The 22,001-nt window shown below is 40.6% G+C and carries 19 protein-coding genes, 1 tRNA gene and 2 other RNA genes; 6 read left to right on the top strand and 16 right to left on the bottom strand.

Going from position 1 to position 22,001, the window contains the following annotated elements:
• Window positions 1–164 precede the first annotated feature (164 nt).
• Window positions 165–1,370 (top strand): multidrug efflux MFS transporter MdtH, encoded by a 1,206-nt coding sequence (mdtH, locus tag C5471_RS05795; RefSeq protein WP_133813168.1) that lies wholly within the window; start codon window positions 165–167, stop codon window positions 1,368–1,370.
• Window positions 1,371–1,407: 37 nt separating this feature from the next.
• Complete coding sequence (locus tag C5471_RS05790; protein WP_133813169.1) at window positions 1,408–1,971, top strand: lipoprotein; 564 nt, start codon at window positions 1,408–1,410, stop codon at window positions 1,969–1,971.
• 66 nt (window positions 1,972–2,037) lie between these two features.
• On the opposite strand, the gene C5471_RS05785 is transcribed toward C5471_RS05790, so the two are convergent.
• Both C5471_RS05785 and ghrA read right to left on the bottom strand, forming a co-directional pair.
• On the bottom strand, window positions 2,038–2,577 hold the full coding sequence (locus C5471_RS05785; RefSeq protein WP_133813170.1) for a TorD/DmsD family molecular chaperone: 540 nt from the start codon (window positions 2,575–2,577) through the stop codon (window positions 2,038–2,040).
• Between the two features lie 72 nt (window positions 2,578–2,649).
• Window positions 2,650–3,591: a glyoxylate/hydroxypyruvate reductase GhrA gene (ghrA, locus tag C5471_RS05780; RefSeq protein ID WP_133813171.1), complete on the bottom strand. Its 942-nt coding sequence runs from the start codon at window positions 3,589–3,591 to the stop codon at window positions 2,650–2,652.
• Between the two features lie 324 nt (window positions 3,592–3,915).
• Here ghrA and C5471_RS05775 point away from each other — a divergent pair.
• From C5471_RS05775 to C5471_RS05765, 3 genes are all read left to right on the top strand, one after another.
• Window positions 3,916–4,005: transfer RNA gene (locus C5471_RS05775), tRNA-Ser, on the top strand.
• Between the two features lie 46 nt (window positions 4,006–4,051).
• Window positions 4,052–4,177: non-coding RNA, RtT sRNA (locus C5471_RS05770), on the top strand.
• Window positions 4,178–4,223: 46 nt separating this feature from the next.
• Window positions 4,224–4,349: non-coding RNA, RtT sRNA (locus C5471_RS05765), on the top strand.
• 323 nt (window positions 4,350–4,672) lie between these two features.
• On the opposite strand, the gene luxE is transcribed toward C5471_RS05765, so the two are convergent.
• The 13 genes from luxE to C5471_RS05700 form a co-directional block, all read right to left on the bottom strand.
• On the bottom strand, window positions 4,673–5,785 hold the full coding sequence (luxE, locus tag C5471_RS05760; protein WP_133813172.1) for a long-chain-fatty-acid--protein ligase LuxE: 1,113 nt from the start codon (window positions 5,783–5,785) through the stop codon (window positions 4,673–4,675).
• Between the two features lie 62 nt (window positions 5,786–5,847).
• Window positions 5,848–6,822, bottom strand: a complete 975-nt coding sequence (gene luxB, locus C5471_RS05755) for a luciferase subunit beta (protein WP_133813173.1) — start codon at window positions 6,820–6,822, stop codon at window positions 5,848–5,850.
• 14 nt (window positions 6,823–6,836) lie between these two features.
• The gene (gene luxA / locus C5471_RS05750) at window positions 6,837–7,919 is read right to left on the bottom strand and encodes a luciferase subunit alpha (protein WP_133813174.1); all 1,083 of its coding nucleotides are present in this window, start codon (window positions 7,917–7,919) and stop codon (window positions 6,837–6,839) included.
• Window positions 7,920–7,953: 34 nt separating this feature from the next.
• A complete protein-coding gene (locus C5471_RS05745; protein WP_133813175.1) occupies window positions 7,954–8,877 on the bottom strand; it encodes an acyl transferase in 924 nt (307 codons plus the stop codon).
• A gap of 12 nt (window positions 8,878–8,889) precedes the next feature.
• A complete protein-coding gene (gene luxC / locus C5471_RS05740; protein WP_133813176.1) occupies window positions 8,890–10,332 on the bottom strand; it encodes a long-chain-fatty-acyl-CoA reductase LuxC in 1,443 nt (480 codons plus the stop codon).
• Window positions 10,333–10,551: 219 nt separating this feature from the next.
• A complete protein-coding gene (locus C5471_RS05735; protein ID WP_133813177.1) occupies window positions 10,552–11,544 on the bottom strand; it encodes a hypothetical protein in 993 nt (330 codons plus the stop codon).
• A gap of 75 nt (window positions 11,545–11,619) precedes the next feature.
• Entirely contained in the window at window positions 11,620–12,495 is an 876-nt protein-coding gene (locus C5471_RS05730) for a class-II aminoacyl-tRNA synthetase family protein (RefSeq protein ID WP_133813178.1), read from the bottom strand.
• A 215-nt stretch (window positions 12,496–12,710) separates the two neighbouring features.
• On the bottom strand, window positions 12,711–14,462 hold the full coding sequence (locus C5471_RS05725; protein ID WP_133813179.1) for a carbamoyltransferase family protein: 1,752 nt from the start codon (window positions 14,460–14,462) through the stop codon (window positions 12,711–12,713).
• Window positions 14,463–14,548: 86 nt separating this feature from the next.
• Complete coding sequence (locus C5471_RS05720; protein WP_166295708.1) at window positions 14,549–15,733, bottom strand: beta-ketoacyl synthase N-terminal-like domain-containing protein; 1,185 nt, start codon at window positions 15,731–15,733, stop codon at window positions 14,549–14,551.
• Window positions 15,723–16,472, bottom strand: coding sequence for an ApeI family dehydratase (locus C5471_RS05715; protein WP_479687633.1), 750 nt, complete (start codon window positions 16,470–16,472; stop codon window positions 15,723–15,725). Before C5471_RS05715 ends, C5471_RS05720 begins: the two co-directional genes overlap by 11 nt.
• On the bottom strand, window positions 16,465–17,385 hold the full coding sequence (locus C5471_RS05710) for a hypothetical protein (RefSeq protein ID WP_133813182.1): 921 nt from the start codon (window positions 17,383–17,385) through the stop codon (window positions 16,465–16,467). Before C5471_RS05710 ends, C5471_RS05715 begins: the two co-directional genes overlap by 8 nt.
• A gap of 81 nt (window positions 17,386–17,466) precedes the next feature.
• The gene (locus tag C5471_RS05705; protein ID WP_133813183.1) at window positions 17,467–17,715 is read right to left on the bottom strand and encodes an acyl carrier protein; all 249 of its coding nucleotides are present in this window, start codon (window positions 17,713–17,715) and stop codon (window positions 17,467–17,469) included.
• A 239-nt stretch (window positions 17,716–17,954) separates the two neighbouring features.
• Window positions 17,955–18,647 carry an SDR family NAD(P)-dependent oxidoreductase gene (locus tag C5471_RS05700; protein ID WP_133813184.1) on the bottom strand — a complete coding sequence of 231 codons (693 nt, stop codon included), beginning with the start codon at window positions 18,645–18,647 and terminating at the stop codon, window positions 17,955–17,957.
• A gap of 678 nt (window positions 18,648–19,325) precedes the next feature.
• On the opposite strand from C5471_RS05700, the gene dauA reads away from it, so the two are divergent.
• Window positions 19,326–21,041, top strand: coding sequence for a C4-dicarboxylic acid transporter DauA (gene dauA / locus C5471_RS05695; RefSeq protein ID WP_133813185.1), 1,716 nt, complete (start codon window positions 19,326–19,328; stop codon window positions 21,039–21,041).
• A gap of 89 nt (window positions 21,042–21,130) precedes the next feature.
• Here the strand turns inward: dauA and kdsA are convergent, their stop codons facing one another.
• A complete protein-coding gene (kdsA, locus tag C5471_RS05690; protein WP_133813186.1) occupies window positions 21,131–21,985 on the bottom strand; it encodes a 3-deoxy-8-phosphooctulonate synthase in 855 nt (284 codons plus the stop codon).
• Window positions 21,986–22,001: the final 16 nt, after the last annotated feature.

Genomic DNA, 22,001 nt, shown 5'->3' with positions numbered 1-22,001 from the left:
TTATCCATTAAAAATTTAAGTTATTATCTGTAAAATACATCTGCCAACCACCCGCTTACGATAAAAAAATATTATCCATAAATCACTACCCTAAAGATTAAATTAAGTACAGAATATAGAAGAATTATATTATTCTCCTCTTCTTAATATTCCAATGGTGAGCAATGTCACTGGTTTCGCAAGCACGTAGCCTGGGCAAGTACTTCCTGTTATTCGATAACTTACTGGTTGTTCTGGGCTTCTTCGTCGTTTTTCCTTTAATATCAATACATTTTGTTGAACAACTAGGCTGGGCTGCGCTGGTTGTCGGTTTTGCTCTTGGTTTGCGTCAGTTTGTCCAACAAGGTTTGGGCATTTTCGGTGGCGCAATTGCCGACCGCTTTGGCGCAAAACCGATGATCGTCACCGGGATGCTGTTGCGCGCCCTTGGCTTTGCTTTAATCGGATTAGCCACTGAGCCGTGGATCTTATGGCTTGCCTGCATATTATCTGCATTAGGCGGCACTTTATTTGATCCACCACGGACCGCACTGGTTATCAAACTCACCCGCCCTCACGAGCGTGGCCGTTTTTATTCCTTGCTGCTAATGCAAGATAGCGCCGGGGCCGTTGTCGGTGCGCTGATTGGTAGCTGGCTGCTGCAATATGATTTCCATCTTGTCTGTTGGACAGGTGCTGTTATTTTCGTTTTGGCCGCCATCTGGAATGCCTGGCAACTCCCCGCATACCGGATTTCTACTACCCGTACGCCAATCTGGGAAGGTATGGGACGCGTCATTAAAGACCGCCGCTTCTTCACTTATGTGTTGACACTGACCGGCTACTTTATGCTGTCTGTACAGGTAATGCTGATGTTCCCAATTATCGTCAATGAAATCGCCGGGACGCCTGCGGCGGTGAAGTGGATGTACGCCATTGAAGCGGCACTTTCGTTGACTTTACTTTATCCCATTGCCCGCTGGAGCGAAAAACGTTTCCGGCTGGAACAACGCCTGATGGCAGGGCTTTTCCTGATGAGCCTGAGCATGTTCCCAATAGGTTTGATTGGTGAAATCAATACGCTGTTTGGTATTATTTGCTTGTTCTATCTTGGTACCATCACCGCAGAACCTGCCCGTGAGACATTAAGCGCTTCACTAGCCGATCCCCGCGCCCGTGGCAGTTATATGGGCTTTAGCCGCCTCGGCCTGGCTCTGGGTGGCGCTTTGGGTTATACCGGCGGCGGTTGGTTATATGATACCGGCCATACGCTAAACATGCCGCAACTGCCCTGGATCCTGTTAGGCATTATTGGTTTTATCACGTTGTATGCACTGCACCGCCAGTTTAACCAGCGTAAAATTGAATCCGCCATGCTTAGTGGCAATTAATGATGTAAAATCTGTCCTTCAAAATAAAGGAGTCAATATGAAAAAATTTTTCTTGGGGGCAGTATTGCTGCTGGCCGGGTTGGTCAGCGGTTGCGATCAATTCAAAGATTTCAGTATCAGCGAAGAGCTGATTAACGGCTATCTGGCGAAACATGTCCATTACCAGAAACAGATTGAATTACATGGTATCGCCAACGCGGATATAGAACTGACAGAATTGTCCAGCCAAATTGGCCGGACAGAACCCGATAAAATAGCATTAACCGGCCAGGCGAAGGTCAATATTGCCTCCCTGCTTGGCCCAGCTAAAGCGGATATGAAGCTGACACTAAAAGCGCAACCGGTGTTTGATCCAGAAAAAGGCGCTATTTTTCTGAAAGAATTAGAAATCGTTGATTACCAAATCACACCGGAAAAAATGGAAAAGTCGATTAACGCACTGCTTCCTTATCTGAATAAATCACTCAGCGCTTTTTTTGATATTCACCCCGTGTATGTATTGAAACCGGATCACAGTAAAGCTGAAGCCGCCGCCAAAAAATTGGCAAAAGGGTTAGAAGTCAAACCTGGCAAATTTGTTATCATGCTGACCGATAAATAATTTTTATCGAGATATCGCAGAAAAGGCAAATAATCGTCAATTATTTGCCTTTTCATCCATTTCAAACTAAGAATCCAACTCTTCCCGTAACGCCTGCAACGCTTCACGAGTAATCATTGCCAATGTCCGGTAAAAACCGGTTGTTGCGTGGGCTTCCACCTTTCCCAGCAATTGCCCACACCACGGCAGAAGATACTCATCAAACAACACAATTTGCCCCTGAACCTCATCTTCTGCCGCCTGATCTTCCAGCCATGAAGCCGCTAATAACAGAGAACCAAACTGATCAACCGGCCCATCTGACAATGGCATACCGCGTTCGGTCAGAAACTGACGAATATCGTTTTCACTCTCCCCGGTATAGTCAAAACGACGACTTGGCACACGGGTATCATCACCACCAAACAACGCGATATAATCCGTTGTCATTGCCGGCAGTTCACAACTCTGTTGCAGACGATCCAGCAATATATCCTGCTCTAATGGCCAGGATTGTTTCAGTTTACCTTCCGCAATCATTGTCAGAAGGGGTTGCAGAACCGGATCTTGTGGCTGGCGGTTAAACAACGTCCCTAAAATGCGGCAGACTATTGAAAATTCATTCATCTCATTTTCCAAATACATCGCTATTTTGCCGCTATTGTCCCCAATAACCGGCCTGACTGTAAAGAGACGCTGTTAATATCCCAATTTAATATCCACAACACCCGTTGGTAATTCACCCTTTTCAATCCGCTGAATATTTTCACTGATTTTATCCATAGCGATATTGGGAATAGTAATGGCAGCAATATGAGGAGTAACAGTGATACGGGGATGTGTCCAGAATGGGTGCATTTTCGGTAATGGTTCCTCAGTAAATACGTCCAATGAAGCCGCCGCGATATAGCCTTTATTAATCGCTACCAATAGATCATGTTCTATCAAATGGGAGCCTCGTGCGAGATTAATCAGATAGGACTTCGGTTTTAACTGACTAAACAGCGATAAATTCAGAATGCCACGGGTATGCGGTGTATCAGGTAATAGATTAATCAGAATTTTGCTGCCAGAAAGAAAATCGCCCAACTGATCTTGACCGTAAAAACTGTCTACCTTATTAATCTGCTTTGGCGTACGGCTCCAGCAGCGTACGGTAAAACCAAACTCAACCAGCGTCTCAGCAACACTGCGCCCTAAAACCCCTGCGCCCAACACACCAATCACAAAATCCCGGCGATCATGTGACTCGAGTTGTTTCCACATTTTCTGCCCTTGTTGCAGCTTATATTCATCCATGCGGCGTAAGTAATGTAAAACCGTTGCTACCGCATACTCCCGCATTTGTAATCCCATACCTGCGTCTTGGAGCCGCATTAATGGTACACCGGCAGGCAACATCCCTGGTCTTTGTTGTTCCTGCTTCAAAATGGCCTCTACTCCTGCTCCCAGGGTAAAAATCCCCTTCAATCCGGAGCGATTTGCCAACATCTCATAGGGAGGCAGCCAAACCATTGCATAATCTGCATGATCATTATCGCCTCGTTGCCATTGACGGATATTAATATTCGGCAGTCGCTGTTGCATACCTTGAATCCACTGAGCAGCATCAAAAAAAGGGTGGTAAAAGATAATATCCATGACTTATTTATCCTCTTTTATTTTTTTGTACAGGGTTATCTGATTGATATCAGGTTGCAAGCCCCTTTGTTAATCATCTTTTTGAAAATGTTGAGAATGTTAAGTAGTTAACAAATTCATTTTTTTCTTATTAAAAAACTTGCATCTGTTTACTTCAACAACGTCAGATGGGCATCAATTCACCTAACTGATGATTATTTAGCTAACCAATCAAAAAACCAAAGAAAAGTATTAGAAGAGTGTTGACGCTTGTAATGCTTTTCCCTATAGTAGCGCCCCGTTGCAGCGATGATGTCAAACAAAGTGACTGCGACAAAAAAATACGGTGAGGTGTCCGAGAGGCTTAAGGAGCACGCCTGGAAAGTGTGTATACGTGAAAACGTATCGAGGGTTCGAATCCCTCCCTCACCGCCAGATTTGAAAAAGAGCTCAGGTTAAATATCTGGGCTTTTTGCTTATATATTCCCCGATGCAGGGAGGGACGAGAACCCTCGAGCTGGGTTTGACAAAACGGCAACGCCGTTTTGGACCGCCAAAGGCGGCCCGTAGGGCGAGCGCTAGCGAGTCAATCCCTCCCTCACCGCCAAATTTGAAGAAAAGCTCAGGTTAAATATCTGGGCTTTTTGCTTATATATCCCCCGATGCAGGGAGGGACGAGAACCCTCGAACTGGGTTTGACAAAACGGCAACGCCGTTTTGGACCGCCAAAGGCGGCCCGTAGGGCGAGCGCTAGCGAGTCAATCCCTCCCTCACCGCCAAATTTGAAAAAGAGCTCAGATTAAGTATCTGGGCTTTTTGCTTATATATTCCCCGATGCAGGGAGGGACGAGAACCCTCGAGCGGGTAAAAACAAAATAGTACGCTTTGTATCATCCTGTTTTATATTTATGAGGACATTATCCTTATGCCAATATTTGTCAAAGTATTTTTCAAAACCCATACTTTCAACATATTTTATTAACTCTGATTTATTATTCAAATTTACATTTGCAAGCGACATACTAACTTTTCTGTGTAAACCCGTCTTCCGTGTTCTATATCAAACCTTGTCGTCATTATAACTCCTGTAATTGGAAAGATGTCAATTGTCAAATGCTTGAGTTAAGCTTAAAGCACATCCTTTCTGGGTCCTCGTATTAACACGACGTAAAATTTCAACGAGCACACCAGGATATTGACCATATTCTCTGCTGATTATCCCGATATCATCGGTGACAATAAATGCCGGGTAACTCGTTGATGACGCATCCATATAACTCATCAAACCCGGCATTCCATCAGGGACAGGTTTCAACGTTTCAGGATCAAGTGCTCGCGCATATACCCACGGCGGAACACGTTTACGTTGCATCTCATCCTCAAAGAAACAAGTGTTGAGTTCAACTTGATTAAATATATCGCGGATCTGACTCATATTACTGAGGTTGAAGGTATCGAATAGAAGCTGATTGAAATCGTCGCGTTTCAGGGATTCTTTTTCGTAACTTTTCCAGCCGCCCCCCGTTATGATATAAAGGCTTTTATCTCCAGAAAACGAGATATTTTTCTCTTTCATATAACCGCAGAGCAAATAGATAAAGTACGGCGAACCGATAAGACAAATAACTTTGCCTTGACTTTTTATTCGTTCAAGACTATTCAATGTTTTAACAAAATCTATTCGCTCTTCTGTTACGGTGAATGTTGTAGGATATAATAATTCTACCAAGCTCATAACATATTTAAACCAAATGTTATGAGCATTAAATCTGTCTGGCCCTAAGTTGACCAACTCTATTTGATGATCAAACCAATGACCAACATATTTCATGCCATAATTCACAGAGCCTAAAAGTCTCTCAATACTTAGTCTGTCACGCGCCACCTGGCTTTTTAAACCATTCGTGCCACTACTGGTAAACCAACTTTCAATCTCGTTCTCTTTAGACGTTAATAAACGAGTAAACTTAAAAACTGATGTTGGGAATACAGGTATGTCATCAATTTCCGTAACACCGTCATCGACTTTATGTGCCTGACAGTAGTGACGGTATTCTTGACAGTGTTTATAGTGATGACGAAATGCATCAAGCACAAGTTTTTTTCTGATTTTTTCCTGCTCATCGTAAGACCAAGTTAATGAATCACCCGAAAAAATCACATCATCAATTTCTGAGCTTGCTATGATTTCTTGTTGATCAACATATGAAGTCATGCCTGTTTTACCCCTACAGATAATATTAGAAATTATGGCAGCGTTGCTGCCATACTCTCTTATTACATGTGATACTTTTTAATCTTATCATTAACAATATCGATGACGTTTTTCTGGTGCATTAAATCATTCATCGGTTCAAAGGATAGCAATACACCTTTTGCACCACACTTTTCAATTGCCAACTTGGCCGCCGTGATACATTCCTCATAATCTCCGACAGCGTTTTCTGTGATTATGTCCTCAAGTTTCTTTTCGAGATTTTCATCAGGGTGCATTTCAGAAACATAATCGCTTATAAATGCGCGTGTCTCTTCTTTAGCTTGCTGACTATCTTCGTTAAAGTTAACCAATATCATTAACTGATGATCTATATCTGATAGGTCAATACCCTGTTTATCAGCAATAATTTTATACCTTTCAGCATATTCATGTCTGACATCATTGGAATCATCCCACTTAAAGATAAGAGGAATGCCTTTTTTGGCTGCCCACTCAACGACATAATGACTCGTTGCCGTTACATATCTCCGAGGCCCGCCTTGCGTATAAGCATGAGGGTTTACGGATATTTTGGGAAAACTATAGAAATCGTTATCTGGATTACAATAACCTGTTGTTAAAGCATCGTTAATAATGTCATAACACGCTTCAAATAGTTGCTGTTGGTATTTATCAGGGCGATTAAAAAAATGCATTTCCTCTTTTTTTTCGCAATCACTCAATCCTAGAATAAATCTCCCTTCGCTCAACTGATCCAATAAGCAAGCTTCCTCCGCTATTCGGACAGGATGATGAGTTGTCATGATGTGGTTCAATGAACCAATTTTAATTTTTTCAGTTAGACCGAGTAAAAAACCAGAAACAGTCAGAGGAGCACCGACAATGCCATTACCTGAAAAATGATTTTCATACACCAAAATCTGTTCAAAATTCAGTTTATCAACATACTCCGTTATTTCCTGCATGCGGGCTATACTTTGTTCTTGAACAATTGTTGAATTGATGAAGTTAAGGAAGAACAATCCAAATTTCATTTCATTTTCCTTAGCTAATATAATAGCGAACGTGGTTTTTCTTTGAGAAATGGCATTACATCAGACTGGAAAAGCTTCATGGAAGTAATAATTTCGTCTACTGTTCCATTAGCTTCAAACCCACAACAAATATTTGATATTCCTGTGGCGTCAATGTCTTTTTGGATGATATTAATGCATTCCTGCGGCGTTCCTACGGGATTGATTTCGTAACTGTAATCAATGCGGCGATTGGTATCTTTATGTCCTTTTAATACAAAGTCACGCCACTGTCCTTTATTGAAATCATAACCTTTCGTTTTGTCTGAATCATCAAAAATAGTCGTGGCATTGACATAGGAATCATACCAGTGCCCCAGAAAATTCCGGCAAGTTTCTTTCGCTTTAATTGCGTCATGATCTACAGAGGTTATATATGATAAACAATGGTCGATATTATGAATATCGTGTCCATATTCTTGAGCCACCTCGTTATAGAGCTCAATTTGAGCTTTCTTTTCGTTAGTATTGATAATCCAGCTTAAGATCATCGGCAAACCAAATTGAGCAGCCCACTCAGTGGTCGAGGCTGATTCAGCAACCACATAAACAGGTGCCCCACTTCGACTATATGCCGTCGGACCCACTTTTACCTTATCGAACCGAATATGCTCATTGGCAGCTTCGACATAGCCCTCTGTCATCCCATTCTTTATCAGCCCATACCAGCACTCCATCAAGGCGCGACTGTTATCCATATCGGTGCCAAATACGCGAAAGTCTTTGTTGTAAAGCCCCCGACAAATACCAAGCCGAAATCGTCCTTTTGACATTTGATCCAGCAAATTCACATCTTCAAGTTGGCGTACTGGATGAGCAGTGGGGAGAACAATCGCAGCAGTCCCTACATTCAGTTTTTTGGTTGCACCAAGTAAATATGCCGCAGCGACATAAGGGTTACCAAGCAAACCAAACTCTGTGAAATGATGCTCCAATAACCAGACAGTATCAAAACCACACTCCTCAGAGACGCAGCCTAATTTAACCAAACGTTTCATTACCTCGGTTTGAGAAAGCTGAGGTGGTTGGTATGTAAGCAAAAAATTTCCGAATTTCATAAATAGTCCTTATGTTTCTATCCGAGTGATAGAGTTAAGACGGCGAAATTGTTTGATTTTCAATCTCAATTTTCATTCGGCGTTCATTGACTGTCGCAATAGTCAGATGTTCAAATGACGGCTCAGTAATATCAATATCGATATCCAAACTGCCATTATCCATCGCGATAGCCGCTTTCGTAACTGATTGATAAAAATTGCGCAGGACCACTAAGTTCTCACCCAAATCATGTGAACCTCCTAGCAAAGAATATATCTTGCATCGATTACTACGAATATTTGATAACAATTTGATGACTTCATCTTGTTTTACCCAATCGTCGCTATTTGCAGTAAAAGCAATAAACGGTATATCAAGATGCATCATGCTATTAATTGTGGAAGTTAAATCTTCCCAGCCAAAATCAACGCAATCTCTCGCGAAGACTTCAGCACCCAATTTATGGCCTTCAAAATCCAGATTATTCGGTAATTCATCAATAGGTAAACTGAGATAATCAAATCCTAAAGCTCTTTCGAGAGTATATCTTAAGTTAACAACACCAACCGCAGTGATTAAAAACGACGCATTGATTTCAGACAGGCTTGCATAAACTATCCGTGCAGATAAGCTTGAAGCCAAAATACCGCAGTTATTTATTTTTCGTGTATTTAACCAATCAACTACGGCTAACAGACTCTGTTTTCCTATAGACATGGTAAATTCATCAATTGTCCCTGAACTCAATCCAACATGGTGAAGTGAATCATAGCGGATCACATGAAATCCATTCCACGACAAATATTCCGCCAGTCCAGCAAAATGATCCATCCTCCGGGCAAAGCCAGAGGCGATGATAATTGCATTCTTTCTCTTTGGGCTGTTTTCTTCTGGCAGTGTTTCCCAGACATGAATTTCTTTATTTCCTTCAACGCCAATAACATGGTCGATGGTTTTATATCTGGATTGATTTTCCATACTGTTTACCTATCAAGGGACAAATACAAGGAACTTATCTTCTTCCAAGAATCGAGTCTGTTCTATTTCAACCGCAACATCCTTAGTAGTATAGTGAGATGGCCTTTCATGAGAAATATATGTCACTAATCGTTGTAACGGTCTCATTCCGTCATGAGCCCCACCCACTCGAAATATATTATTCATTCCTGCTTCTACAATCCGTTCAGCACCTTTCAAGGCTAATTCGTCCCGATACTTAAATGCCGACTCCCAAGGAAAAATAGAGATGGTTTGCGTCCTATTTTTTTGAATATAAGGCAATATTTGCTCAATATTATCGACATGATGAAGGTATACACATCTGCCAAGGGGCTGATTAAGTTCCACACCCGCATTTGACTCAATAATCATCCAGCGCTGATGAACATCAACCTCTACTTTTAATCCTGCAAACAAGCTCTCCTTTTGAACCAAGGAATAGGCGGCCTTTTCATCAAAATCTTTTTTGGCGTTTGGTAATATATGCGCATATAAATTCAGTTTTTCTATCAACGCCAGCTTAAATTCTTCATAATGACTTCCCATGTAGTATATGTTTTGGGTGGAAAAACAAGCTTGCTGATCGTAAAAACAAATATCATGAGCCGCCCCTGTCGCTGCGGACGTCAAGTCAGCAGGGTCATCAATAATGCAGAAACTCTTCTTAGAGACAAATTTAATCACGTCAATATAGGGAGGTGCATGCTTTACTGCCCAATTAATCGCATCTTCCCCTCCCCAAGCAGCAATGACATCCGCATGTTGCATAATTTCTTTTGCGAGTGATGTATCACCCTGATGTTGCCAATATACAACAGATAAAGAGCGCGTTATTGGATGATTAGGGTCTACATCGATAAAACTTAACGCTAATGCATTAGCTGTAAAAGGATCACTTGATGCGGTTTTTATAATACATTGATTCTTTGTTAAGATGGCACGTAATATAGACATTACACCCGATAACGGGACATTACCGGCCAGCAGATGTATAGACTTACCTTTCGGGAAAGCCCTGATATAGCTTTCATCCTGTGGTAACCATTCATCCATGATATGGCGAGAACCAAGTTCATTTTTTACCAGATCATAAAGACCACCTTTAGAGCATAAGATCATCGATATCCAATTGGCCTCCAGCTTGGCCATTGCTTCTGAATATCCCATGTATTTTTTCAGGTCACGAATATATGTCCTGCGTCTTGAATATTCTTCATTTTTCCATCTTTGCCCTACTGTGTAGAGAAAGTTGATAATGTTATGCAACTGCAATTTATTATTTTCATTATAATCAATAATGTTTTTTACTTGAGAATCATTCAATATGGGTAAATAAACACGATTATCACCAAAATCAATGGATTGAACTAATTCATTACTTTCAGGAAATATTTCGACTTGACCGTTGATAATGAATGAAATTTTTTTAGTCATATTCGCCATCCATTTAATAAGGGTAATTACTGCCTAATCCAGTTTGCCAATATCTATTAAAATAATAAACGAAAACTTTCATATCAACAAGAATTGTTAATAAAAAATTTCAATCAAAAGCGTCGCGACTTTATTTATGCGTGATAATGTTTATGAAAATTATCATCATGCTTATAAATTAACTTAATTTATATATAATTATCCAGTACGCCATAATGATCAATAACATGATTTATCTTTATACCTATACAACTCCCCCCACATCACGTTAGTCATTTGATCAATGTGATTAAAACGGTCCTCTATTTTTTTCAATACTTGAAGTGATAATGTGGCTTCAAACTTGAGGGCTAAAATGGATAAAGCTTTCCAATGACCAATCAATTCCGTGCAATGTTCAATCAGAGCAGGCGCAATATCTGCCCTGATTAAAGAATATTTTAACAAACTCAAATTGGGTATCACATACAACACACTGATATGATCAAACAATCTTTTGGCGGCCCGACACGCTTTATCCTCTGCTTGTTGAAATAAATCCAAGCATAATTTACTATAATTTCTCAGCGAATCATAACATTCAGGTGAAGTATTAAATAATTCAGCCTGCCGAATAAGTGATTCTCTCACAGGTATTATTTCCAGATTTCTCAACGAATCAACAATATAAAAATTCCCCATATGATCATAAATTTCACTGGGCACTTTATCGGAAAGCGCTAAATAAAATTGCCCGGAGGGCATCCATGCCTCACAAGCATAGGATTCCCGATCAACCACCAAAGAATCAAAGATACGCACTTGTGAATAATCATCCGTAATAGCGGTGATCAGCACAGCATGAAGGTATTCTGGTTTATTAGCATAAACCTCAGAATAAGATAAATGTGCCGAATTGACCCAAGCAACTACACCTTTCTTCTGACATAATAATTCATATAATTGACAACACCAATGTGGGTAATCTATCGGTAGTGAAACCATATTTGCACCTAAAGATACCGCGCCAGTTAGTCCAACAGTTTCAACCGAGAAAGTGTATTCAGGCATATTCAATTCATCATAACCACTACGAAATAAATAACCATTGCCAGCTTCAAAGATCTCCGCCTCAAAAATATTTTTACCCTGTAGATTAAGTAATCTTGTCAGGCTACCGGTAAAACAATTGATAGCGACGTTTATTTTCGATTTATCCATCATATTTTCCATAAGTATTTTATCACCTCGATACAATGGATTTATTTATGAATAGCGGACCCAGTATATTATGTCCTGCAATCACAGTTATTTTTCCTTTAATATTATTTCAGCTGCTTGTGATATATTTTCGATAAGTAAATCAGGTTCATAATTCAAAGTATGTGATAACAGCGCAAAAAGTAATCTCTCCATCCCAAAAGCAATACAAGCAGAATGCATAGGGCAATCACTGACACGACTGATAATATTAAAATTTGTGGTAAATAAATCCCGGTGTAAATTTCGTGAACCAACGCTAACGTTATATTTATCAAACCAAGGAATAAGCACTTCACACTTGACGCCCATTGATAATTGTACTTTACGAGTCACTTTAGAATGCTCGCCATAAAATACATCGCTGGCTTTTTCCACCGAAAGAGAAGGAAACAGTAGTCGTAAGAATTTAACGGTTTGCCCAAATATTATTTCACATTGCGTTTCTACTTTTTCCTGTATCCCCACCAATATTAATTCACGCATGGTAAAATTCCCCATGCGAGTAGGCTCATTTTTAACCGGTTCGTATCGATGACACTGTCCTTTAGCCGTAAAATATTTCAATTCCCAATCATGAGTACTATCTATCAAATGAGAAAAAGTATGATAGCAAGTCGATGGACTCAGTACCCATGCATCCCCGCTATTTTCACTTATGACATCGTGAGTTAAATGAGGATAAACATGCAATGGATTGCTAGGCAATTTGTCAAAGAAACTGATACGTTCCAAGGTGGATCGAGGTAATAATGTGGTACACGAATGTGAAGTAACCGATATTCCTTTACTTAAAACTTGCAAAAGTGCCTTATCAAGGAGTTCGGCAACAGCATATAAACTATCAGAAAACCGGTACCCAATAAGACCATTCTGTGATTGCACCATTGATAGCAGCTTACGCTGCTGGAGTTCTTTTATCATATTTTTATATTTCCTTTGCTGATCGATAGTTACCTTATGTTGTCCAGCAGGCAATCCCGGCTCGCCAAATTGAAAGAATGTGTTCCCATATCATCCAATATCATATTCAAGTATTCTGCCAAGATGATAAGGAAACACATTTGCGCCAAAGAATCGACAATAATCAATTAACCGAAACTTTATTCAATTCAGCCATTTTCTTTAGCATTTCAACGTTATTCTTTCCATACGATAAATCCTTCAATATAAAGTTTATCCAATGAAGTTTTTAAAAACGTCTCTATCGCAACATCAGGTGACATGATAAGTGGCTGTCCCCTAACGTTAAATGAAGTATTCACCAGACAACCATAACCGGTTATTTCCTGTACCGCTTTCAGTAACCGCCAAAAAGTTTCATTCATAGTCCGTTCCACAAGCTGAATACGTGCCGTTCCATCCGCATGAACAATACCGGAGACCGGCCCTGCCATTTCTGGTTTTACTCCCGCGGTGCAAAGCATATATCGGGTCGGCGATAGATTTCGTGTCTCAAAAATAATATCGCAGTCCTCATCCAAAATGGCAGGTGCAAATGGACGGAAAGCCTCACGAAACTTCACCGTGCTATTAATTCTGTCTTTTATTCCTTCACCTGCCGGAAGCGCGAGAATCGAACGATTGCCAAGTGCTCTTGGTCCAAATTCCATCCGGTCATGGAACCAGGCAATGATTTTATCTGCTGCGATATCGTTAGCCGCAGAAACAAAATAATCATCGTTCAACCCTAAATAACGCCATTTCATTCCTGCATTACAACCATGCCGGAATAATGCATTACGAACTTCATCTGTTGAGAAGCGCGGGCCGAGATAAGGATTAAAGTAACGATCTGAATTATTGTGGTATTTACCGGCAACAAAAAGCGCCGCCCCCAAAGAAGTACCATCATCACCCGATGCAGGTTGGACAAAAACATTTTCCACCAGATCAAGCTGACAAAGGACCTGATTGGCTTTGCAGTTTAAAAATGATCCGCCAGCAAGACAAAGTGATGTTTCACCGGTTTTTTGCAACCAATACGTGACTAATTGTTTCAGCAAAAGTGCGAATTTTTCCTGCAACCCCGCAGCAAAATCCTGGTGAACATCCAGCAAGATGTCATCTTCACCTCTCGGTGTAAGACCGAACATATCACTGAGCTGTGTCATCGCAACAGGAAAACCATATTCCGCATTATCAAACAGTTGCGGTGACCAGTTTATATGTATTGATCCACTATCTGCATCGAATTGGGCCAATTCATTGAAAATATGACGGTATCGCTCAGGATTACCATAGGCGGCAAGTCCCATGACTTTATATTCATCACTATTAAATACAAAGCCAAGGAACCGGGTACAGATAGAATAAAGCTCACCTAATGAAGAACTAATTGGTTGACTGTACAATTTTTGGAATTGCTGGTCTTTAGCAAGATAAATACTCAAGGATTCTATTTCACCCATACCATCTGAAACGACACAAAGTGCAGACGGGAAACCACTGGGATAAAAGGCAGATGCCGCATGAGCTAAATGATGATCTACCGCTTGAAAACGCGGTTCGATATTTTGCCACCCAGCAGAAGCAAATGCATCAATCACTGTTTTGTTACTGAAAGCACCCTCGAACATTTTTTTGTTCGATACAAAAAAACGACGATAGTGATCATAATTAAAACCGTGAGCAATAACCTGTATATCATCTTGCGTAACACCCGCTTCCGCCAAACAATAGTTAATGGCATGAGCAGGAAATTGTCCCGTGCCTTTCTCTCCGGTAAAGCGTTCTTCCGCGGCGGCGGCAACAACTTTTCCATCAATAATCAAACAGGCCGCACTATCTACTCCCTGACAAATGCGCTCGTCTAATTTACTCACACCCGGGTAATTCTCCCGCATGAAACGTTGAGAATTAGGAAGACCACTGATACCCAATATAATCATATTATTAACCTCAAAATTATTATTTTTGTTTCATGAAAATCAGGCTATACGCTTTATTCTCATCGTTCATTTTGTATCATGAAGAATTAAGTCACCCTACCAAATAAAGTAATCGCGTTATTACCACCAAAACCAAATGCATTATTTTGTACATAGCGTAAATTATGTTTCATTTCCATACTATGAGTAATTAAATTGAATTGATATTCAAAATCCTCCGGCAAGATATTCGTTGGTGGCATCATCTGATCTCTCAAAGATAAACAAGCACTGACTGCGCCAATCGCGCCCGCCGTTGCCATCATATGCCCTATAGTTCCTTTAATCGCTGAAACCGCCGAGTTAGGGAAATATTCAGAGAATATGGATGCTTCTACTGCATCATTAGCTTTTGTGCCGGTGCCATGTGCATAGATACCATCAATATCTTCTGCTTCCAGCCCTGCCGAATTTAATAATTTTTCATGACATTGGGTGACACTGCTAATATCCAGGTTAGTCGGATGTAATGCATCATTATTACTTGCAGTCGCGATCAATTCAGCATAAGGAGATTGATGTTCACCAACTTGTTTTCTATTCTGCAACACTAAAAAAGCCGCGCCTTCCGATATGGTAATAAAACGCCTTAATTGCGAAAACGGACGGCACTGTTCCGCCCCCAATGCATTAAGCATGTAAAAACCTGACCACACTTTTTTAGAAAAAGCGTCTCCTCCGCCTATTACGGATGTTGAAACAATTCCTGCTTTCATCATGCGTAGTGCTGTTTCCAGAGCAATATTTGCTGAGGCACAGGTATTATGTATCGTCATGGAAGGCCCGGAGGAACCCATTGCGCGGGCAACATTATCGGAAACTGCATGACTCGAATAGATATTGGCATTCCAGTTTACGGGCATACCTTCAACTAATTGATCAAGAATATCCGCCTCAGCCTCATTATTACCAACACACACTAATGCATTGCGCAATTCAGCGCATCCCGGTTGTAATCCTGCATCCGCTATCGCCTGGAGTGCTGCATCTACAGCATACAGAGAAGAGTCAGGAACCTGTGCCCCTGTACATTTTGGTGCCCTGGCTTTTATCTCCATTCGAGGCCCAGCCGAAATTTTGCCGGCAATAAAATTTGGTTTCATTGCAGTATAGACAGGTGCCAACCGGGTAAAATTTGACTCTCCAGCGCATAACTTCTGCCAATAATTTTCGACGTCTATACCAATTGGAGTGACGACGCCAAGCCCGGTAATATATATTTTATCCAACATCGTTCCCCTTCCTCTTAATTGATATAGCGTCATTTATCCAAAGTAATTTTTCCCCTTCACTATATGCCCATGCATTCCAACACATTATTGAACCAAACCGTGTCACTTTGGTTTCAATAAATACAGGGGAATTAATATGTTCAATATCCGGACTGAAAGCCAATTCACCAAATCTGGCAAAAACATAATCACTTTCAGTTAAAATGTTTTGTTGTTGTTGATGCTGTAAAACTAATGCCAAATTCCCCATGGCTTCAACAAGGATAAGCAAAGTAAAATATTGGAATTTTTGTAAATAAGCGGATTCATCCTGCAACAATTTAATATTCAAATGACAATTTGCACTATTTGATATATCATTAATATAGACGGTCTTCGGCAAAAACCAAAATTCAGGTTCACGCAATGGCAATGATAATAGAGAAGATGAGAAAAGATCTCTTTTGATTTCACACCCTTCATCTTTGCCAGAATAATCCAGAAAAAAAGAAAAACAGAGCTGTTCAGATACTGTTGCAGAAATCTTATTTCTCTCCTGGCTATATTTAATGTCTTCATTAGGGCGTATAAATTGATAAAAGAACAGATTTCTCAAATTGATAAAATCAACAGATTTATCAGCCATCTCCTTACAAAAAGCGGCTACCGGCAAGATACCAGGCACAATAGGGGTGTCAGGAAAATGATATTTGAATATCTCATCATCAGGTGAAAAAACATGGCTAATACGATCACTCATCATTATGTATCACCCTTACGCCTGAGGCATTCATGTTATCGATTGTGATAAATACAAACGCCTCTTCTTTTTGACTACACTGAATAGCGTTCATAAATTCATGAAATAGAAAAGCACCGTTATATTCTTGATATTCAATGATATTATAATCTTTAATCGTATTAATTAAAGCTTCATTCTTATTCAACGTGTTGAATATAAAAATCTTTGTCTCCGGTGATAAATTGTCAAGCTGCCTTTTTACCTCTTCCACTGTTGACCCGAAGAAAAAATCTGCGGTAAATTGTTTTCCACTCGACAAACCCACACACATTACACCAGAAGATATTGATTTTTGGTTGCTGGTTTTTTTCCGTATATCATCAAGTGCTTCTGCACAATAGACATCACCGAAAAACAGATGGCTAATACCTGCTGATCTATTATATAAATTAAGTAACGCTTGAATGAATACCATAACCGGCGTTTTACTGCCTGCATTTAGGGTACAATTTCCTCCTGTCACCTTTTTGTCAATGTTAATAAAGGTTGAAGCGGAACTTGTAGTAGCATAAGGAAATTGTTGAGCGGATACCGTTTTATCATTATTCCTTATTTGCCGCTGAAAACGCAGCATGGCGTCAAGGTTGCCATATTCTGTCCCCACAATGACAGATTCATTCCCTACATTTCTATCTTCTGCAATAAGCTTATTTGCCAGATAGGTACAAATGCGGCTGAAATCATCACGAAAACGATCACCTTTATTGCTTACAAATTCAGAAATATCAGAGGGAAGATAAAACTCCCCCGCTCTCTCATGCCGAAATATACTCGGATAAATAGCTAAATTTTCCACGTTAAAAGTCAACATTTTCACCCAACTCATGTTTAATAAATAGAGAATTCCAGAGCCTATCCCAATAGACGTCATTGTTGCAGACCGTCCTTTCGAATGAACATAAAATAACGCTAATGGGATAGGCTCTTAATTTTTCATTGAAAATGAACCCAACTATGACAAGTTATGCTTTATTTCTTCCCATAGTTCACCTACGGTTTGAATACGAGCAAGTGCATCTTCAGAAATTTCTTTTCCAAAGGTTCGTTCAACTGATAAAATGACATCAATTAATTTTAGTGAGTCAATGCCAAGATCACTCTTCAATAATTTATTCGACGTTATTTCAAAATCAGAGTCTAACTCAGCAACATTCAATAGAATACTTGCTAGTTCTTCATTAACCATGTCAATATTGTCCATATCATCATCCCCAATATGTGTATATCCGGCTTTAATGGTTTATAGATCTATTTATATAAATATATTCAAAAATTTATCCTAGCTGATTTATTAAAAAAAAATAATTCATAAACGATATAAGAATAAAGATATTTAATCATTAGTTTCGGTCTCTATTCCAAATAGTTTGACCAACACAGGAATGATAACCGGCAATCATTTTCACATTAAAGCGATTGGCAACATTTATAATACTGTTATTAACCAATCAATCCTCCATCAATGCGAAGGGTTGTACCTGTTATATAAGTTGACGCACTCAATGCCCCGACACAAAAACGGGCAATTTCATCAACATCCGCCATTCGTTTTAATGCAATACTTCTGGCTAATTCCACTTTTCTTTCTGAAGAAATATGACGTAACATGCCACCATCAACATATCCCGGCATCACAGCGTAGGCCCTGATATTAAAACGCCCATAGTCATTGGCGATATTTTTTACTAATGCGTTCATGGCTGCTTTAGAACAAGAATAAGCTGTGGCACCTGGTGATCCACGTACACTCGCTGTAGAAGAGATAAATTGCATCACACCATCACGATTTTTCATAAAATGCGGAAGCAAATACTTTGCCACTCTTGCAGCACCGAATAAATTGACATTAAAAACATCGTGCCAGCTCTCAATATCCTGAACATGCAACAAACCATCCAATGACATCGCTGGCGTATAGATAACAGCATCAATACATCTCATCTTTTCAATTGCAATTTCAATTGCTTCTTTTACGCTGTTATCGGACATAACATCTAAATGAATCTCTTCATTACGCGGTTTACGTGAAGTCCCTAGTATTTCATAGCCACCCGCTACCGCATGTTGACAAATCGCATTGCCAATGTCACTTGATGAACCAATAATAAGTACCTTACTGTTATATTTATGCATTTAAACATCCCTACCTTATCCAAAAGTTATTTTCAACAGTCAACCCTACTTTAAGCAAAGCATTCAGAATAAATATTAGTTAAAAAAAGTATTTTTGGTTAATTTGATCCATCTAATTCCATGAGTCACTCTAAATAATAGGGTGGGTTCTTATATCTGTCAAATTATTAATCTAATATTTAAGCGACATTAAAGCATTGGTTAAATTACATGCAAAATTAAGGGGAAAACCTAAATTGTGAAATCATTTGATACGGCTAATTTAATCCATGCATAATAATAAAAGCAGTAAATGTACAAACAATCATTTAATTACAAAACAATAACAATTACAAATCATTATCAATCAGATTAATTCATTGTAAAAATAAAAATCAAAATGCCATAATTAATAAAAAAATATATACAATCAAGTCCAAAAACATTGAAAACATTATTTATGAAATTAACCTAATAAGATTCACCAATAAGATTAAATACCTAATAGAATCGGTTCCAAGATATTTTTCAGTGATAATAGCGTTATTCTCCCTTTTACTTTTCCCTTTCCTGGCGTTAATCTATTTACATTGAGTTTGATGTATGGCGCTATCGTTTTGAACTAAAAGCATTATTCCTGCAATTTGGCTTATAATGACCTTATTGCTTTTTTCTTTTATTTTTTTGGTTTATGCACAGATGAAAACTCGTAGAATGAACGGCATACGGCCGTTTAGTGCTGTAATTGATGCTTGCTGGAAAGAACCCTACTCTTTTACTCGTTTAATTAAAGATATTATTGCCGGTATTACGGTCGGTATTATCGCTATCCCACTCGCTATGGCACTGGCTATTGGCAGTGGTGTCGCGCCACAATACGGGCTTTACACCGCCGCTATCGCTGGTATTGTTATCGCGGTAACCGGCGGCTCACGCTATAGTGTTTCCGGCCCTACAGCCGCTTTCGTTGTCATTCTCTATCCGGTATCTCAGCAATTTGGCCTGAGTGGTTTGCTCATTGCGACATTCATGTCGGGGATTATCCTGCTGGTAATGGGGTTAGCCCGCTTTGGCAAATTGATAGAGTATATTCCTCTACCGGTGACACTGGGTTTTACTTCGGGGATCGCCATCACTATCGCCACCATGCAGGTAAAAGATTTTTTTGGTCTGCAATTGGAACATGTACCAGAGAGTTATATTGATAAGGTTGCCGCGCTGTTTCAGGCGCTGCCAACGCTGCATTTAAGTGATACGCTGATTGGGCTGGCGACACTTTCGGTTCTGATTTACTGGCCTAAGCTTGGGCTGAAATTACCCGGGCATCTTCCGGCCTTGATCGCGGGAACCGCCGTGATGGGGATAATGAATTTATTGGGTCAGGATGCTGCGACTATCGGTTCTGAATTCAGTTACCTATTGAATGATGGTACGCAAGGCCAAGGTATCCCCCCGATCCTTCCTCAATTCGTTTTACCCTGGCGTTTACCCGATATAGACTCTCATCACGTTGAGATAAGTTGGGCAACAGTTTCAGCTTTATTGCCCGCAGCCTTTTCAATGGCGATGTTAGGTGCGATTGAATCACTGCTTTGCGCCGTTGTTTTGGATGGTATGACAGGTAAGAAGCACCACTCAAACAGTGAATTAATTGGTCAGGGGTTGGGCAATATCGCGGTACCGTTCTTCGGTGGTATTACCGCGACCGCTGCGATTGCCCGATCAGCGGCAAACATCAGAGCCGGTGCAACATCACCGGTTTCAGCAATTGTTCACTCTCTACTGGTGTTATTAACTTTACTGGCGTTGGCACCCATGCTCTCCTATCTTCCGCTGGCCGCCATGTCCGCCCTGTTGCTCATGGTCGCCTGGAATATGAGCGAGATACATAAAGTTATCTATCTGATCCGTCGCGCACCAAGGGATGACATTATTGTGCTGGTTCTTTGTATGTCGTTCACGGTACTGTTTGATATGGTCATCGCTATTACGATTGGTATCGTGTTAGCCTCACTGCTGTTTATGCGTCGGATTGCCAATATGACCCGTATCAGCCAGTTGCCACAAACAAATGGGGATAACAGTCTGCTGGTTGTTCGTATCAATGGCCCATTATTCTTCGCTGCGGCTGAACGTATCTTTACAGAATTAAAGGAAGCAAGCGCAGGTTATCAGACGATCCTCATGCAATGGGATGCCGTTCCTGTGCTGGATGCCGGTGGGCTGCACGCTTTCCAGCGCTTTATCGATGAAGTAGGTAAGGATAAATATATTGCTGTTTGCGATATTCCATTTCAGCCTTTAAAAACACTGGCCAGAGCCAGAGTTCAATGGGTTGAAAACCATCTCAGTTTCCATGCAACATTGCCACGGGCAATGGAAGAGTTGAATTTCAATTGCAAAATGGATAATTGAAGCCATTGAAAGAAGGAGCTTGGTCAGCCTTTTCCCAATAATGGCGCTGTAAACCAGCGCCAAACACCGTCATCACTCGATGTACCCGATTATTTACAGGTATCCAGCTGAGGGAAGCTTTTTACTGCGTCATCAATCGCTTTCATCTGGATCAGGAATGGCTCAAGTTTTGCCAACGGCAACGCTGATGGGCCATCACACCTCGCATTGACCGGATCGGGATGAGCTTCAAGGAACAGGCCAGCAATACCAACGGCCATTCCCGCACGCGCCAGTTCAGCCACCTGAGCACGACGGCCACCCGACGCGGCACCAAACGGATCACGGCATTGCAGTGAATGAGTGACATCAAAAATCACCGGATGCCCCCCCGTGGCCTGAACCATGACATTGAAACCCAGCATATCCACAACCAAATTGTCATAACCAAAGTTGCTGCCGCGATCACACAAGATCACCTGATCGTTGCCACCTTCTTTGAATTTTTCAACAATATTCCCCATCTGGGCTGGGCTAATAAATTGTGGCTTTTTAACGTTAATCACCGCGCCAGTGCGGGCCATTGCCTCAACCAAATCAGTCTGACGCGCCAGAAATGCCGGAAGTTGGATCACATCAACCACTTCCGCCACTGCCTGCGCCTGTGCTGGTTCATGCACGTCAGTAATAATTTTCACACCAAAAGTTTGTTTCAGCTCCTGAAAAATCTTCATTCCCTCTTCCAGCCCAGGACCACGGTAAGAGTGAATTGATGATCGGTTCGCTTTATCAAAGGAAGCTTTGAAAACATAAGGAATGCCCAGTTTTTGTGTCACTGTCACATAGTGCTCACAAATACTCATGGCCAAATCCCGTGACTCAAGGACATTCATACCACCAAAGAGAACAAACGGCAGATCGTTAGCGACCTTGATATCACCAATATTAACCACTTTCTGTTGCATACTTATACCTCCTATT

This window comes from Photorhabdus tasmaniensis (assembly GCF_011189505.1).
GTDB lineage: Bacteria > Pseudomonadota > Gammaproteobacteria > Enterobacterales > Enterobacteriaceae > Photorhabdus > Photorhabdus tasmaniensis.
The sequence above is the reverse complement of the archived record's forward strand: the minus strand, read 5'-3'. Positions and strand labels throughout refer to the sequence as shown.